The organism is Xanthomonas cannabis pv. cannabis (genome assembly GCF_000802365.1).
GTDB classification, from domain to species: Bacteria; Pseudomonadota; Gammaproteobacteria; order Xanthomonadales; family Xanthomonadaceae; genus Xanthomonas; species Xanthomonas cannabis.
On record NZ_JSZE01000089.1, the window covers coordinates 1 to 14,631 of the forward strand.

12 protein-coding genes are annotated in these 14,631 nt (G+C 67.1%); 5 read left to right on the forward strand and 7 right to left on the reverse strand.

The window, feature by feature from the left end; translation table 11 throughout:
• Together OZ10_RS14700 and cysD are read right to left on the reverse strand one after the other, a co-directional pair.
• A partial coding sequence (locus OZ10_RS14700) for a sulfate adenylyltransferase subunit 1 (RefSeq protein ID WP_236726980.1) occupies positions 1 to 847 on the reverse strand: 847 nt, incomplete at its 3' end.
• 62 nt (positions 848 to 909) lie between these two features.
• Positions 910 to 1,818, reverse strand: coding sequence for a sulfate adenylyltransferase subunit CysD (gene cysD / locus OZ10_RS14705; RefSeq protein WP_039412393.1), 909 nt, complete (start codon positions 1,816 to 1,818; stop codon positions 910 to 912).
• Positions 1,819 to 1,997: 179 nt separating this feature from the next.
• On the opposite strand from cysD, the gene OZ10_RS14710 reads away from it, so the two are divergent.
• From OZ10_RS14710 to OZ10_RS14720, 3 genes are all read left to right on the forward strand, one after another.
• A complete protein-coding gene (locus tag OZ10_RS14710; protein WP_039565637.1) occupies positions 1,998 to 3,845 on the forward strand; it encodes an assimilatory sulfite reductase (NADPH) flavoprotein subunit in 1,848 nt (615 codons plus the stop codon).
• A 108-nt stretch (positions 3,846 to 3,953) separates the two neighbouring features.
• On the forward strand, positions 3,954 to 5,660 hold the full coding sequence (cysI, locus tag OZ10_RS14715; protein ID WP_039565639.1) for an assimilatory sulfite reductase (NADPH) hemoprotein subunit: 1,707 nt from the start codon (positions 3,954 to 3,956) through the stop codon (positions 5,658 to 5,660).
• Positions 5,657 to 6,382, forward strand: coding sequence for a phosphoadenylyl-sulfate reductase (locus OZ10_RS14720; protein WP_039412402.1), 726 nt, complete (start codon positions 5,657 to 5,659; stop codon positions 6,380 to 6,382). The genes cysI and OZ10_RS14720 overlap by 4 nt, the downstream gene beginning before the upstream one ends.
• A gap of 130 nt (positions 6,383 to 6,512) precedes the next feature.
• Here OZ10_RS14720 and OZ10_RS14725 read toward each other — a convergent pair whose 3' ends face one another.
• From OZ10_RS14725 to OZ10_RS14735, 3 genes are all read right to left on the reverse strand, one after another.
• The gene (locus tag OZ10_RS14725; RefSeq protein WP_039412405.1) at positions 6,513 to 7,976 is read right to left on the reverse strand and encodes a PepSY-associated TM helix domain-containing protein; all 1,464 of its coding nucleotides are present in this window, start codon (positions 7,974 to 7,976) and stop codon (positions 6,513 to 6,515) included.
• The gene (locus OZ10_RS14730) at positions 7,976 to 10,003 is read right to left on the reverse strand and encodes a TonB-dependent receptor (protein ID WP_039412426.1); all 2,028 of its coding nucleotides are present in this window, start codon (positions 10,001 to 10,003) and stop codon (positions 7,976 to 7,978) included. Before OZ10_RS14730 ends, OZ10_RS14725 begins: the two co-directional genes overlap by 1 nt.
• A 302-nt stretch (positions 10,004 to 10,305) precedes the next feature.
• The gene (locus OZ10_RS14735) at positions 10,306 to 10,734 is read right to left on the reverse strand and encodes a DUF2946 family protein (protein ID WP_039412409.1); all 429 of its coding nucleotides are present in this window, start codon (positions 10,732 to 10,734) and stop codon (positions 10,306 to 10,308) included.
• A 325-nt stretch (positions 10,735 to 11,059) separates the two neighbouring features.
• Between OZ10_RS14735 and OZ10_RS14740 the strand changes: the two genes are divergently transcribed.
• Positions 11,060 to 12,256: a sensor histidine kinase gene (locus OZ10_RS14740; RefSeq protein WP_039412412.1), complete on the forward strand. Its 1,197-nt coding sequence runs from the start codon at positions 11,060 to 11,062 to the stop codon at positions 12,254 to 12,256.
• A 551-nt stretch (positions 12,257 to 12,807) separates the two neighbouring features.
• On the opposite strand, the gene OZ10_RS14745 is transcribed toward OZ10_RS14740, so the two are convergent.
• Both OZ10_RS14745 and OZ10_RS14750 read right to left on the reverse strand, forming a co-directional pair.
• Positions 12,808 to 13,092 carry a hypothetical protein gene (locus tag OZ10_RS14745; protein WP_039412415.1) on the reverse strand — a complete coding sequence of 95 codons (285 nt, stop codon included), beginning with the start codon at positions 13,090 to 13,092 and terminating at the stop codon, positions 12,808 to 12,810.
• 10 nt (positions 13,093 to 13,102) lie between these two features.
• Positions 13,103 to 14,086, reverse strand: coding sequence for a LysR family transcriptional regulator (locus OZ10_RS14750; RefSeq protein ID WP_039412418.1), 984 nt, complete (start codon positions 14,084 to 14,086; stop codon positions 13,103 to 13,105).
• A 162-nt stretch (positions 14,087 to 14,248) separates the two neighbouring features.
• On the opposite strand from OZ10_RS14750, the gene OZ10_RS14755 reads away from it, so the two are divergent.
• A partial coding sequence (locus OZ10_RS14755; protein ID WP_039565641.1) for a precorrin-2 dehydrogenase/sirohydrochlorin ferrochelatase family protein occupies positions 14,249 to 14,631 on the forward strand: 383 nt, incomplete at its 3' end.

A 14,631-nucleotide genomic window follows, 5' to 3' on the forward strand; every position in this document is an offset into this window, starting at 1 on the left:
CCACCACCGCATCGCCCACACGCACCTGACCGGCAGCAATCGTGCCCGCATAGCCGCGGAACTGCGAGTTGGCGCGATTGACCCACTGCACCGGCAGCCGCAGGCCGCTGCCGGCTTCCGGCGGCTCCAGCTGCACGGTTTCAAGATGCTGCAACAGAGGCGGGCCCTGGTACCACGGCATCCGCTTCGAGGCGCTGGACAGATTTTCGCCAGCCAGCGCCGAAAGCGGAATGCACTGCACATCGGCGATGCCCAGCTGCGCGGCCAGCGCGCGATAGCCTTCGGCAATGCCGGCGAACACCTGCGCGTCGTAATCCACCAGATCCATCTTGTTGACCGCCAGCACCACGTGCCGGATGCCCAGCAACGACACGATATAGCTGTGGCGACGCGTCTGCGCCAGCAGGCCCTTGCGTGCGTCCACCAGCACCACCGCCACATCGCCGGTCGATGCGCCGGTGGCCATATTGCGCGTGTACTGCTCGTGCCCGGGGCAATCGGCCACGATGAACTTGCGCTGGTCGGTATCGAAATAGCGGTACGCGACATCGATGGTGATGCCCTGTTCGCGCTCGGCCGCCAGCCCGTCCATCAGCAGCGCGTAATCGATACCCTCGCCCTGCGTGCCATGCCGCCGGCTGTCGCTTTCCAGCGCCGCCAGCTGATCGTCGAACAAACGCTTGCTGTCGTACAGCAACCGCCCGATCAGCGTGCTCTTGCCGTCGTCCACGCTGCCGCAGGTGATGAAGCGCAGCAGCGGCTTGGATTCGTGCTGCTGGAGGTAGGCAGCGATGGTGCCGGGATTGGGGATTGGGGATTCGGGATTCGCAAGAGCGCTCCCCTCCACCTTCCCGCTCGCCGCGGGTTGCTCTTGCCAATCCCGAATCCCGACTCCCGAATCCCGGCTCATCAAAAATACCCCTCAAGCTTTTTCTGTTCCATCGATGCGCCCGGTGCGTGGTCGATCATGCGGCCCTGGCGCTCGGAGCTGGTGCTGACCAGCATTTCGGCGATCACCGCCTCCAGGGTGTCGGCGCTGGACTCGATCGCGCCGGTGAGCGGGTAGCAGCCCAGCGTGCGAAAGCGCACCGAACGCAGCTGCGGGGTTTCGCCCGGGTGCAGCGGCAGGCGCGCGTCGTCGACCAGGATCAGCGCGCAGTCGCGCTCCACCACCGGGCGCGGCGCGGCGAAATACAGCGGCACCACCGGGATCTTTTCGCGGTAGATGTAGAGCCAGATATCCAGCTCGGTCCAGTTGGACAGCGGAAACACGCGCACACTCTCACCGGGCCTGGTGCGCGCGTTGTACAGATTCCACAGCTCGGGGCGCTGGTTCTTCGGGTCCCAGCGATGGCGCGCATTGCGGAACGAGAAGACCCGCTCCTTGGCCCGCGATTTCTCCTCATCGCGCCGTGCCCCCCCGATTGCCGCATCGAAGCCGCCCTGCTCCAGCGCCTGCTTCAGGCCCTGGGTCTTCATGATGTCGGTGTGTACCGCCGCGCCATGGCTGATCGGGCCGATGTCCTGGGCGATGCCCTCGGGATTGATGTGCACTCGCAGGTCCACACCGGTTTCGGCGGCGCGACGGTCGCGGAAGGCGATCATCTCGCGGAACTTCCAGCGCGTGTCCACGTGCAGCAGCGGGATCGGCGGCGGCGACGGCGCGAACGCCTTGAGCAGCAGATGCAGCAGCACCGAGCTGTCCTTGCCGACCGAATACAGCATCACCGGGGCCCGGAACTCGGCGGCGACTTCGCGCAGGATGTGGATGCTTTCGGCTTCGAGCCGGTCGAGATGGGACAGCGGCAGCAGGGTCATCGGGATGTCGTCGGGATCGGCAGGCTCGCCAATCGATGGTAGGCCAGTGCGCCGCAGTGTGTCCCGGCCTTATGCCAGCCCGAAATAAGCGGCTGGCATAACACGATAACGGCTGCTCCTTTCTCGTCGCCGCAACGCTTCTCTAACATCGTCGGTCTCATCAAAGCCCCCGGACCCGAATGACTGCCGCCAGCTCCGCGCTACCGCCCAGCCCCTTGCCCGACGAGCGAAAGGCGCTGCTGGACCGGTTGGTCGACGACCTGGATGCCGCGGCACTGTGGTGGTTGTCCGGCTATGCCGCCGGGCTGGCGCAGGGCCACCCGCCGCGTTCGCTGGCGGTGCTGCCGGGCGGGCAGCCACAGGCGCTGGCCCAAGACGGCCAACGCCTGACCGTGATCTACGGCAGCCAGACCGGCAACGCCCGCCGCCAGGCCGAGCAGCTGGCCGCCGACGCCGAAGCCGCCGGGCTGAGCGTGCGCCTGCTGCGCGCCGACGCCTACCCCACCCGCGAGCTGGCCAACGAGCGCCTGCTGTACGTGGTGATCAGCACCCAGGGCGAAGGCGACCCGCCGGACGATGCGATCGGCCTGGTGGAGTTCGTGACCGGCCGCCGCGCGCCGAAGCTGCCCGAGCTCAAGTACGCCGTACTGGGCCTGGGCGATTCCAGCTATGCAGACTTCTGCGGCATTGCGCGGCGCATCGATGAGCGCCTGGCCGAGCTCGGCGCCAGCCGCGTGCAGCCGCGTGGCGAAGCCGACCTGGACATTGACAGCATCGCCGCCCCCTGGCGCGTGCAGGCGCTCAAGCATGCACGCGAGCAGCTCAAGAGCGCCCCGCACACGGCCACGATCACCCCGCTGCGCAGCAGCCCCGCTGCCCCGGCGTGGTCGCACCAGCATCCGTTTGCCGCCGAGGTACTGGCCAACCAGATCATCAGCGGGCGCGACTTCAAGGGCCCGGGCTTTCGTGTCTATGCGCAGCCGGGCAAGCGCGTGCGGCATCTGGAGTTCTCGCTGGAAGGCAGCGGCCTGAGTTACGAGCCCGGCGATGCCGTGGGCATCGTCCACCGCAATCCGCCGGCGCTGGTGGATGCGCTACTGCACAGCCTGCAGCTGGACGGTGGTGCCGCCGTCACCATCGGCGACGAGACGCTGGCCTTGCACGAGTGGCTGACCACCCGACGCGAACTGACCAAGCTGTCGCGGCCATTCCTCACCGCCCATGCCGAGCGCGCCGCTGCAGCCGACCTGCAGGCGCTGCTGGCCCCCACCCAGACTGCCGGCCTGGCGTCGTTGCTCTCCGATCATCAAGTGATCGACGTGCTGCGGCGCTGGCCGGCGGATTGGGACCACGCCGGCCTGCTGGCCGCGTTGCGTCCACTCGCCCCGCGCCTGTATTCCATCGCCTCCAGCCGCAAGCGCGTGGGCGATGAAGTGCATCTGGCCGTGGACGAACTCAACTACCAGGCCCATGGGCATGCGCATCTGGGATCGGCCAGCGGCTTTCTCGCTGCGCTCGCCGAGGGTGGGACCGCGCCGGTCTATATCGAACCCAACGAACGCTTCCGCGTGCCGGCCGACACCGCTCGCGACATCCTGATGATCGGCCCGGGCACCGGCGTGGCGCCCTTCCGCGCCTTCGTGCAGGAACGCGCCGAAACCGGCGCCCGGGGCCGTAACTGGTTGTTCTTCGGCGCCCAGCATTTCAATACCGATTTCCTGTATCAGGCCGAGTGGCAGCAGGCGCTGCAACGCGGTGAGCTGCACACCCTGGACCTGGCGTTCTCGCGCGACCAGGTCGAAAAGGTCTACGTGCAGCACCGCCTGTGCGCGCGCGGCGCCGAGGTCTATGCCTGGCTGCAGGGCGGCGCACATCTGTATGTCTGCGGCGCCATCGGCATGGGCAAGGACGTCCACGCCACGCTGCTGGACATCGTCACCACCCACGGCGCACGCAGCGCCGAGGACGCCGCCGCGTACCTCACGCAACTCCAGGTGGAGGGGCGCTATGCGCGCGATGTCTATTAATGCCGGGAATCGGGATTGCGGAATCGGGATCCGGTACTGCCCGCAACTGAGCTCTCCTGGCAGACCGACCCGCTTTCTACGATTCCCCATTCCCGACTCCCGATTCCCATGACTCACTCCGTCGAAGACATCAAATCCGAAAGCCGTCGCCTGCGTGGGTCGTTGGAGCAGAGCCTGGCCGATACGGTGACCGGGGCGTTGCGTGAGGACGATCAGACCCTGATCAAGTATCACGGCAGCTACCAGCAGGACGACCGCGATATCCGTGACGAGCGGCGTCGGCAGAAGCTCGAGCCGGCGTATCAGTTCATGATCCGCACGCGCACGCCGGGCGGAGTGATTTCGCCCACGCAGTGGCTGGCACTGGACGGCATCGCCACCCGGTATGCCAATCATTCGCTGCGCATCACCACGCGCCAGGCATTCCAGTTCCATGGCGTAATCAAGCGCGAGCTCAAGGCCACCATGCAGGCCATCAATGCCACCTTGATCGATACGCTGGCGGCTTGCGGCGACGTCAATCGCAATGTGCAGGTGGCGGCCAACCCGCTGCTCTCAAAGGCGCACGCCACGCTGTACGCCGATGCCGCGCGCGTGTCCGAGCATCTGTTGCCCAACACCCGCGCGTACTACGAAATCTGGCTGGACGAAGAGCGCGTGTCCGGGTCGGGCAGTGAGGACGAGCCGATCTATGGCGACCGTTACCTGCCGCGCAAATTCAAGATCGGCTTCGCCGCGCCGCCGCTCAACGATGTGGACGTGTTTGCCAACGATCTGGGCTTCATCGCCATCCTGCGCGATGGGCAGTTGCTGGGATATAACGTGAGCATCGGCGGCGGCATGGGCGCCTCGCACGGCGACGCCGAGACCTGGCCGCGCGTGGCCAACGTGATTGGCTTTGTGACCCGCGATCAGTTGCTCGATATCGCCACCGCAGTGGTCACCACACAACGGGACCTCGGCAACCGCGCAGTGCGCAAGCGCGCACGCTTCAAGTACACCATCGACGATCATGGCCTGGACACCATCGTGGCCGAGATCGAACGCCGCGCCGGCTTTGCGCTGCAGCCGGCGCAGCCGTTCGCGTTCGACCACAACGGTGACCGCTATGGCTGGGTCGAAGGCGAAGACGGGCTGTGGCACCTGACCCTGTCGCTGCCGGCCGGCCGCATTGCCGACACCGAAACGGCAGCGCATCTGAGCGGGCTGCGTGCGATTGCGCAATTGAACGTTGGCGAGTTCCGCATGACGCCCAACCAGAACCTGGTGATCGCCGGCGTGCTGGCCAGCGAGCGCGCACGCGTCGATGCGCTGGTGGCGCAGTACGCGCTGGATGCCGGTAACCAGGCCGCCAGCGCCCTGGCGCGCGGCGCGATGGCCTGCGTGGCGCTGCCCACCTGTGGCCTGGCGATGGCCGAGGCCGAGCGCTATCTGCCCGATTTCAGCGCTGCATTGCTGCCGCTGCTGCAACAACACGGACTGACCCAGACACCGATCGTGTTGCGTCTCTCCGGTTGCCCCAACGGCTGCTCGCGCCCGTATCTGGCCGAGATCGCGCTGGTGGGCAAGGCACCCGGCCGCTACAACCTGATGCTGGGTGGCGACCGCCGCGGCCAGCGCCTCAACACCTTGTACCGCGAAAACATCACCGAAGCAGACATCCTGGCCGCCTTGGACCCGTTGCTGGCGCGCTACGCCGCCGAACGCGACCAACCCAACGATGAAGGCTTCGGCGATTTCCTGCACCGCAGCGGCCTGATCGCGCTGCCGCCCTACCCCACGCACCGTCACCTCGACCTGGAATTGCTCGCATGACTGCGCTGCCTGCCGCATCGAACACGTCTTCCGCGTTGGACGACCTGGACACGCTCAACGTACAACTGGAAGGCCTGCGTGCCGACGAGCGCGTGGCCTGGGCGTTGCAGCACGGCCCGCAGGAGGCGGCGCTGTCGTCGAGCTTTGGCGCGCAATCGGCGGTCACGCTGCATCTGCTGACCCAGCAGCGCCCGGACATCCCGGTGATCCTGATCGATACCGGTTACCTGTTCCCGGAGACCTACCGTTTTGCCGATGCCCTGACCGACCGGCTCAAGCTCAACCTCAAGGTATATCGCCCGCTGGTCAGCCGCGCCTGGATGGAAGCGCGCCACGGCCGCTTGTGGGAACAGGGCATGGTCGGCATCGACCAATACAATAATCTGCGCAAGGTCGAACCGATGCGCCGCGCCTTGGACGAACTCAATGTGGGCACCTGGTTCACCGGCCTGCGCCGCAGCCAGTCCGGCGGCCGCGCGCAGACGCCGATCGTGCAGAAGCGCGGCGAGCGCTACAAGGTCAGCCCGATCGCCGACTGGACCGACCGCGACGTGTGGCAATACCTGCAGGCGCACGACCTGCCGTATCACCCATTGTGGGAGCAGGGTTACGTGTCCATCGGCGACTTCCACACCACCCGTCGCTGGGAACCGGGCATGCGCGAGGAAGACACCCGCTTCTTCGGACTCAAGCGCGAGTGCGGCATCCACGAGGATATCTGAGCTCCGCGCGATCACGCCGTGTTCTGCGGGGTGCAGGCGCTACGCCGCCTGCACTCTTTCGGTGGACACGTCATGGAGTGCGTTTGCGCGTGAGCCACTACGCAGCACCATGGCAGTGGCACGGGACTCCTCATGCCGCCGTAAAACGTCTGTGATCGCGCTGCATCCAATAACGGTCGAACAGCCACATCAACAGCAACGACAGCCCGACCAACGGGAAGATCAGTCCGCACACCACCAGCAGCACCATCAAGCCGCGCAGTGTGCGGGGATCGGCCGGCAACGGTGGCACACCTAACCCACCGCTAGGGCGACGCTTCCACCACATCACCGCCGCGCTGACGCATAACAACACGATCGCGATGCAGGCAGCCAACAGGATCAGCTGGTTGGCAGTGCCGTACTGTTGCCCCAGGTGCACATTGATGCCCCATTCCAGCAGCTTGGCCAGCGGCCCGTAGTCGCGATAGCGCATGTCCAGCAGTACCGCACCGCTGTATTGATCCAGGTGAATCACCCGCTGCCGCTGCAGATCGGCCGGATACACCGAGGCGGTGTACACACCGGTGGCACCCCGCGGAGGCGCCACGCTATAACCCGGCCCGATGCCGCGTGCGTCGAAGCGCGCCATAGCCGCGTCCAACCCAATCGCACGGTGCCCGGGCGCGGCCACACTGCCCGCGCCGCCGTGAGCTGCGTGCTCGCTATCAGCCGAGTGCGCGTGTTGCATCCCCTTGTCCAGTCCGGCGGAGCCTTGCTCGGGCAACACCGATTCCGGCACACGTGCCTGCCGCAGCGACCACGCGGTGTCGCCACTGTCGGTAAGCCGCTGCTGCGACATCGGCTGCTGCACGCGCAGCCCGACGGGGTAACCGAAATCATGCCCGTTGGCCCAGCGATTGACCTGCGCGCCCCAGAGCCACGACCACGGCATGCCGGTCAGCGCCAGAAACAACAGGATCGCACCAACCCCTGCACCGGTCACCGCATGCAGGTCACGCCAGAACAGCCGTTGCTTCGGCTCGCCGCGCACACTGATCACGCCGCCGCGTCGCCCACGCGGCCACCACAGATACACACCGGTGAGCACCAGCACGATCGCCCAACCGGCGGCTATTTCGATCAACCCACGCGCAAACGGCCCGACCAATGCAAGGCTGTGCAACCGGCGGATCGTCCAGCTCAGCGTGCCATGCTCGGGCAGCATGCCCAGCACGCGTGCGCGATATGGATCGACATACACCACCTGCCGCACGCCGCGCGCATCCACCAAACCGACCTCGGCACTGGCATCTGCCCGCCTGGGCGTGGTGTACACGAACAACCTGCCGCCGTAGCGGTCTTGTGCAGCAGCAACCAACTGCTGTGCAGGCATGCGCGCAGCGCCGACCGCAACCACCTTCAGATCATGGTGCACGCTGCGATCGATCGCCTCCTGATACAAAAACGCAGCGCCAGTCAGCGCCAGCCAGATGATGAAAGGCAGCACCAGCAGTCCGGCATAGAAATGCCATCGCCACACTGCGCGATAGAAGCGCCAGCGGCGGTCCTTGCGCGCCTCGATCACGTCGCCACCAGCCGTGGGTGCATGCATCAGAAGCTCCAGTCCCATGACAGCGACAGCACACGACCATCGCCCGGCGAGTAGCCGGAGCTGCCGCTGTCGTACCACGCATACACGTACGCGCGATCGGTGGCATTGCGCAGCTGCAGGCTGAGTGCATTACGGGCGTCCACAGTCCAGCGCGCGCCCAGATTGAGCAAGGCGTAGCCACCGGTATGGCCCAGGGTGTTGCTGCGCTCCAGGTAGTAGTCGCCCTGCGCATTGGCCCAGGCGCTCAACTGCACAGCCGCACTGACCTGCCACTCCAGCCCGGCGGTGGCCAACCAGTGCGGCACGTTCTCGATCTCCTTGCCGCGCGTGGCAGGCGCACTCGGATCAGGCGTGGCGATGCTGGCCTTCTGGCGCGAATACGACACCCACGCGCGCCAGTGTTCGGCCGGCTGCAGATTGAGCTGGGCATCCCAACCCCGCCGCAGCGTGCGACCGACATTGGCCACATCGCCGACACCCGCCACGCCATTCACACCCAGAATGGTCGCAACCTCACCGGAGGCGCGTTGCTCCCAATACGCCAGGCGCCCGTCCAGGATCGCCGACGGTGCGAACTTGAAGCCGGTCTCCCAGCCGTCGTTGATCGACGGCCCCAGATTGCCGGGCTGGCGACGGTAAGCGCCATCGCCGCTGCCAATCTGGAAGGTGCGCCCCCAGTTCGCATACATACTGCTCCGCTCGCCCACGCGGTAACTCGCACTGAACTTGGGTTGCTTGATGGTGCCGTAGTCGTAGGTGGGCGCGACGACTCCGGCAAGCACGTCGTGCAACTGGCCATCGACGCGATCGATGCGATACCCCGGCACCAGCTGCAAGCGCGCTACCGGCGTCAGCACCGCCTGCACATACGCACCATGTGTGCGCAGGTCGTAATCCCAGTTGCGCAACTGCGCGCCGCGTACGCGGGCCACGGTGCGATACCGCTGCGACTGATTGTCCTGCCACTGCGCGTCCGCCCCGGCTTCCAGTGCCGCGTTCCACACGCCCCCCTCAGGCTGCCAGTTGCCCCGCAGCAGCAGGCCACGATGGGTTTCATCGGTATCGCGCTCCTGTTGCAGGCCGGCAGCAGAAAACCGCACCCAGCGCTGGTTGCGGTAGTCGTTCTGGTAGGCCTTGGCGCTCCACTGCGCCTGCGCGCCGAGCTCACCGTCGGCGTGCAACGCGGTCTGACGAACGCGACGCTCGCTACGGTCGTCCTGCGCATAGCCCGGCGAACTGCGCGGCGCCGCGCGCGCGGTGGCGGCGTCCAGGTAGCCGGCTTCCAGCGCCTGGTTGTCGTAGTAGCGCGTGGTGAGCCCGGCACGGAATGCGCCGTCCGGGTCGGTGTAGGACCACTTGCCGGCCACGCTGCGTTTGCGCGCATCGGCATGATCGCGATACCCGTCGGAGTCGCGCCAGGCCAGTACGTAGTTCTGGCTCCAGGCACCACGCTCGATGCCTTTGCCCAGCTGGACCTCGCGCGCACCCAAGCCGCCGCCGGTGATGCTCAGACGGCCATCGTTGCCACCGGTGCGGGTCAGCACGTCCACGCTGCCGGCAATCGCGTTCAACCCGTAGCGCGCGTCGTTGGTGCCGCGCACGATCTCGATGGCGCTCATGTCCTGCGGAAACACCGCATCCAGATACGGCATGCCACCGGCGTTGTCGTTGCTGGGAATGCCGTCGATCAGCAGCTTGACCGCATTGATCCGCCCTTCGCCATTGAAGCCCCGGAACGAAAACCGCCCCGCATCGGTGCCCATGCGGAACTGGGTGACCTGCACACCGGGCGCGCGCATCAGCAGCTCCCAGCTGTAATCCACGTGCTGATCGTGCAGCAGCTCACCGCCGATCACATCCACCGAACTCAGCACGCGCGCCGTGCCCGGGGTGCGCTGGGCGTGTTCGCGCACCTGCACCTGGCCCAGCGTCAATGCCGCATCCTGCGCTTGCGCATCGCAGGCGGGCGCCCACACCAGCGCCAATGACGGCACATACCAGAACGTCTTCAACAATCGCAATTGCATGACCAACCCTTCGCCGTGACACCACGGCACTGCAGCCGCGCGCCGCCGCAAGGCGGCGGGCACCGGCTTCATTCAATGAGGACGCGTGCTCCGTCGGGTGCGCGTGGGCGCACAACGCTGCCTGCAAGACACAGCACAACGAAGACCCGCAATGGGTGGGGAGCAACCCGACGACACGCCTGCGTTTGATGCTGGCTGGCGCGCGAACCGGACACGCCTCGAGCGGGCAACCCGGCATCGTTGACGCACTCGACGCGTGGACCTGACGGCGACCCGCTACGCGGCGTCAGTTGCTCCCGGGCTCATGCGGACAGCGGCGGCCCGCGTGCCCCAAGCGCTGTCCAGCGCAATGCCGACCATGCCCACAGGCGGGTGTGCCCCGGCGTAGGCGATGGTAGAACCCGCAGCAGGCAGAGCACCAGCAGCGCCAGCCAGGGCAGCAGGCGAGCCGCCAGCACGCAGTAATCGCAGGCTTCGCCGTGCAGGCCGGCATCCTGGTCTCCCACCCGATGGCTGGCTGCAGAGCCGTGCTGCGAGTGGCCGGCGTGCTGGGCCGGCAGATGGCCGGCATGCTGCGCGGCGACAGTATCGAGCGCCGGTCCGCTGGTGCACATCGGCTCGGAGGCGCGCACCTGGTTCCAGCGGCTGACCAGCGGAGCCACCAGCATCAGTGCCACCGCCAGGCAGGCAAGCCGGTGCAACAGGCGATGGCGACGGACGGTATGCAGCATCGCCGCAGTGTAAGCCGCCCTCTCTCCGGGAGCGATGGTGGCGGCCGGTGCGCGACCGGATGTCGCACCCCTTGTTCTGCCCGTGCCGCCAGGACGTGCATCGCGCGATCCTGGGCCCCAGCCGCTGCACTGACCCGCAGGGGTCGGCACTCCGGGAACCAGCACGCCAATGCCGGCCCAGCCGGCGCGGCACTCACCCAATGCTCACACGCGCCGCCTTGTCCAGGCCGGCAGTCACAATTTTGCCGGTGCAGCGCGCCGGCGATGCGTGCTGCGCACGGCCATGCCCTATGCTTGCGTGTCATCCCATTCATCCCGCGCGCGCATGAGTACCGTCCTGTTCGAACCAGCGGCTGAGCCACTCCCCTGCGCGCCCAAGCCGCCGAGCGAAGCGCTTCGGCTCCAGGCGCTACGCAGCTACGGCATTCTCGATACGCCACGCGAAGCGGCCTTCGAGGACATCACCCGGCTGGCGTCGATCATCTGCCAGACCCCGATCGCGCTGATCAGCCTGGTCGACGCCGATCGCCAGTGGTTCAAAAGCGAGCTCGGCATGGGCGAGCGCGAGACCCCCTTGTTCAAGTCGATGTGCGCGCATGCGCTGCTCGACAACGACGTACTGGTGGTGCCCGACACGCGCCAGGACACGCGCTTTGCGCGCAACCCGCTGGTTACCGGCGACGCCCCGCTGTACTTCTATGCGGGTGCCTTGTTGAAGACGCCCGATGGCCTGCCGCTGGGCACGGTCTGCGTGCTCGACCGGCAACCGCGCGAGCTCACCGACGAACAGGTCGAAGCGCTGCGTGCGCTCGCGCGTCAGACCATGGCGCAGCTGGAACTGCGCCGTGCGCTGCTGATCGCCGAAGAATCCGACCGCTACCGCAGCCGGCTGATGGCCATTGCCGGGCACGACCTGAAGACCCCGCTGCGCACCGCCGCCTACGCCATCGACAAGATGCGCCGGCACGCCAATGTCGATTCCATCCCCACCCTGGTGACTGCCCGCGATGCGATCAGCCTGGTCGGGCGCAGCCTAGACGAACTGGCCACGCTGGCCGCCGCCAGCAAGGCGGCGATGCCGGATCTGCAAGCGTTGCAGCTGGAAGACGTGCTGCACTCGGTGCTGGGCGTGTGGCGCCAGCAGGCCAGCGACAAGTGCCTGGCGCTGCGTCACGTGCCGACCTCGCTGCGCGTGCGCAGCCACCCGACCCTGTTGACCACCCTGATCGGCAATCTGGTCGGCAATGCCATCAAGTACACCGAACGCGGACGCGTGCTGGTCGGCACCCGTCGCCGCCCCGGTTACGCGGTGGTGGAAATCATCGACAGCGGCATCGGCCTGAATCTGGAGCAGCCAGAGCAGGTGTTTCAGGCGTTCCGCCAGGCCGACCCGCGTAGCGACGGGCTGGGCATCGGGTTGTGGATCGTGCATCGCACCGCCGAGGCGCTGGGCTGCGAGGTGACGGTGCGCCCGCGCTCGGAAGGCGGCACCTGTTTCTCGGTGCGCATTCCGCTGGCCTGACCCGTTACGCGCCGCGCGATGCGCGTTCCGCTGGCCTGGCAAAAAAAAGGCGGACCCGAGCTCCCGACCCGGATCCGCCGCCAAACACGCCAGGTCTCTCCCCAGGGACCCGGGTGCGCCAGCCGCTGTGTGCGCAGCCTCGCGCAACAGTGATGCGACAGCGCTAGCAACCTATCGACGACACCGCTGAGTCGGACCGGTGAGGCGATGTCTGCATCGCCGGTCCTGCGCCGTCCACCCCTAGACGTTCGGAGGTGTCGTGACGTGGTTGCTATCACTGTTTACGACAGCGCCACGCCCAACTTGATGGAGGCCAGCGACGCCGGCCAGACGGCCCTGACACGTGTAGGGAGAATCACCGACAGCGCGCGAGGCACTGCGTTGAGTCGCTCGCGTATCGCCCTGATTCGATTGAATAAATCGGTTCCGGCCCACGCTGCAATGCAGCACGCATTCGCATTTGGCGAGCACAACAACAACGGGGTATAACGCGTCCGCAAACGAGCGGATGCGGCACGGGCTCCATCGGCCCGGACTGCCTGACTGCGCCTTCAAACCCCGAACGGATCCACATCGTCCTGGTCGGCAAACCACTGCGCCGAATGCACCTCGTCTTCCGCCACTTCCAGCACCTGACGCAGCGCCGCCAGCGGGATCTGCACGGTCCTGCCGTCAACCTGCAGCGCCACCCACAGCGATTCGTCCTGCGGGTCGGCCAGCACCGTCAACGCCGCATGCTCGCGGCCGTCGATGTTGGCCGAGATCTGCAGCGACATGCCGCCGTCCGGGTCGGGCGACCACAGTCTGCTGAGCGGGGGACGCACGGGCTCGCTCATCGCGCGCGGCTCAACTGGTGATGGTCTGGGTCAGCGATTCCCAGGTTGGCGGCAGCGGCCAGTTGGGCGCCTGGTTGCCGTCCAGCACACGTCGCAAATCGCGCTTGTCGATCTGCGGCGCCAACACGTGCACCAGGTCTAGCGCGTAGTCGCGCAGCACCCGGTCGCGCGGCAAGACCGCCCAGGCGATGCATTCGGCGATCGGCGCAGGCGCCGGCCAGGCGCGCAAATCTTCGTCGAAGGCGTTGACTGCCATTTCCGCCACCAGGCCCACACCCAGCCCGGCGCGCACATAGGTCTTGATCAGGTCGGCATCCAGCGCAGTCAGCGCGATGCTCGGTTCCAGCCCCACCTGCGCAAACGCCCGCTGCAGCGACGAGCCCGGCCGGGTGGAAGACTCGTAACTGATCAACGGATGCGCGGACAGCGCCTGCATGTCCGGCGCAGTACGCGGGTTGTCCAGTGCATGCCCGCGCGGCACCACCACCAGCCGCCGCCAGCGGTACAGCGGCACCGCAATGCCGGCACTGGGCTCGCCGCCGGCGGTGCTGACCACCGCGATATCCGCATCGCCCTGGCTGAGCAAGTCCAGCGCCGCGCTCTCGGCGGCCTGCTGCAGGTGCACGCTTACCTGCGGGTAGGCGTGCTTGATCTGCGCCACCGCCGGCGGCAGCACGAAGCGCGCCTGGGTGTGGGTGGTGGTCAAGGTCAGCTGCCCCTGGCTCTCGCGGCGCTGGTTGGCAGCATAGGTGCGGATGTTGTTGGCCTCCGACAGCACCGCGCGCGCGCGCTCGATCACTTCCACCCCGGCCGGCGTGACCGCGTCCAGGCTGCGCCCCTTGCGCACGAACAACAAAAAACCGAGCTCGTCTTCCAGCTGCTTGAGTTGCTTGGACAGACCGGGCTGGGTCGCGTGCACGCGCGCGGCGGCCAGCGTGATGTTTAGCTCGGCATCGGCAATGGCCACCAGGTAGCGAAGTTGGGTCAGCGTCATGGGCTTATATCCAAAAAAGCGCGAGGCGCTACAAGGACTTCGACTGTAGAGGAGTTCCAGGGGCCAGCTTATAACCGAACGCTATTTTCAGGGTGTATGAAGTCATTTCCGACGGCTATATGCCGGCGTTACGGTCTGGCCCTCTCCTTCGATACCCCGGCCGTGATCTCTGCGTTCCCGCTCCTTGCCGACCTGCATGGCCGTGCCGTCCTGGTGGTTGGCGGCGGCGTCGATGCCGAACGTGCCACCGCCCAGCTGTTGCAGGCCGGCGCCTTGCCGTTGGTGGGCGCGCCGCAACTGACCCCGCAGTTGCAGCAGTGGACGCGCGCCGGCCGGATCCGCTGGCTGCCCGGCCCGTTCGACCCGGCCTGGCTGTTGCAGCCCGACACCGCCCCGCTGTGGCTCACCATTGCCGCCAGCGACCTGCCGGACGTCAACGCGGCATTGTGCGCAGCGGCCAGCAGCCACCGGCTGCTGACCCACCGCGTGGTGCCCGCCGCGTCCGCGTCCCCCCCGGCACCGGCCGCGTCGGCTTCCCCCGTGGC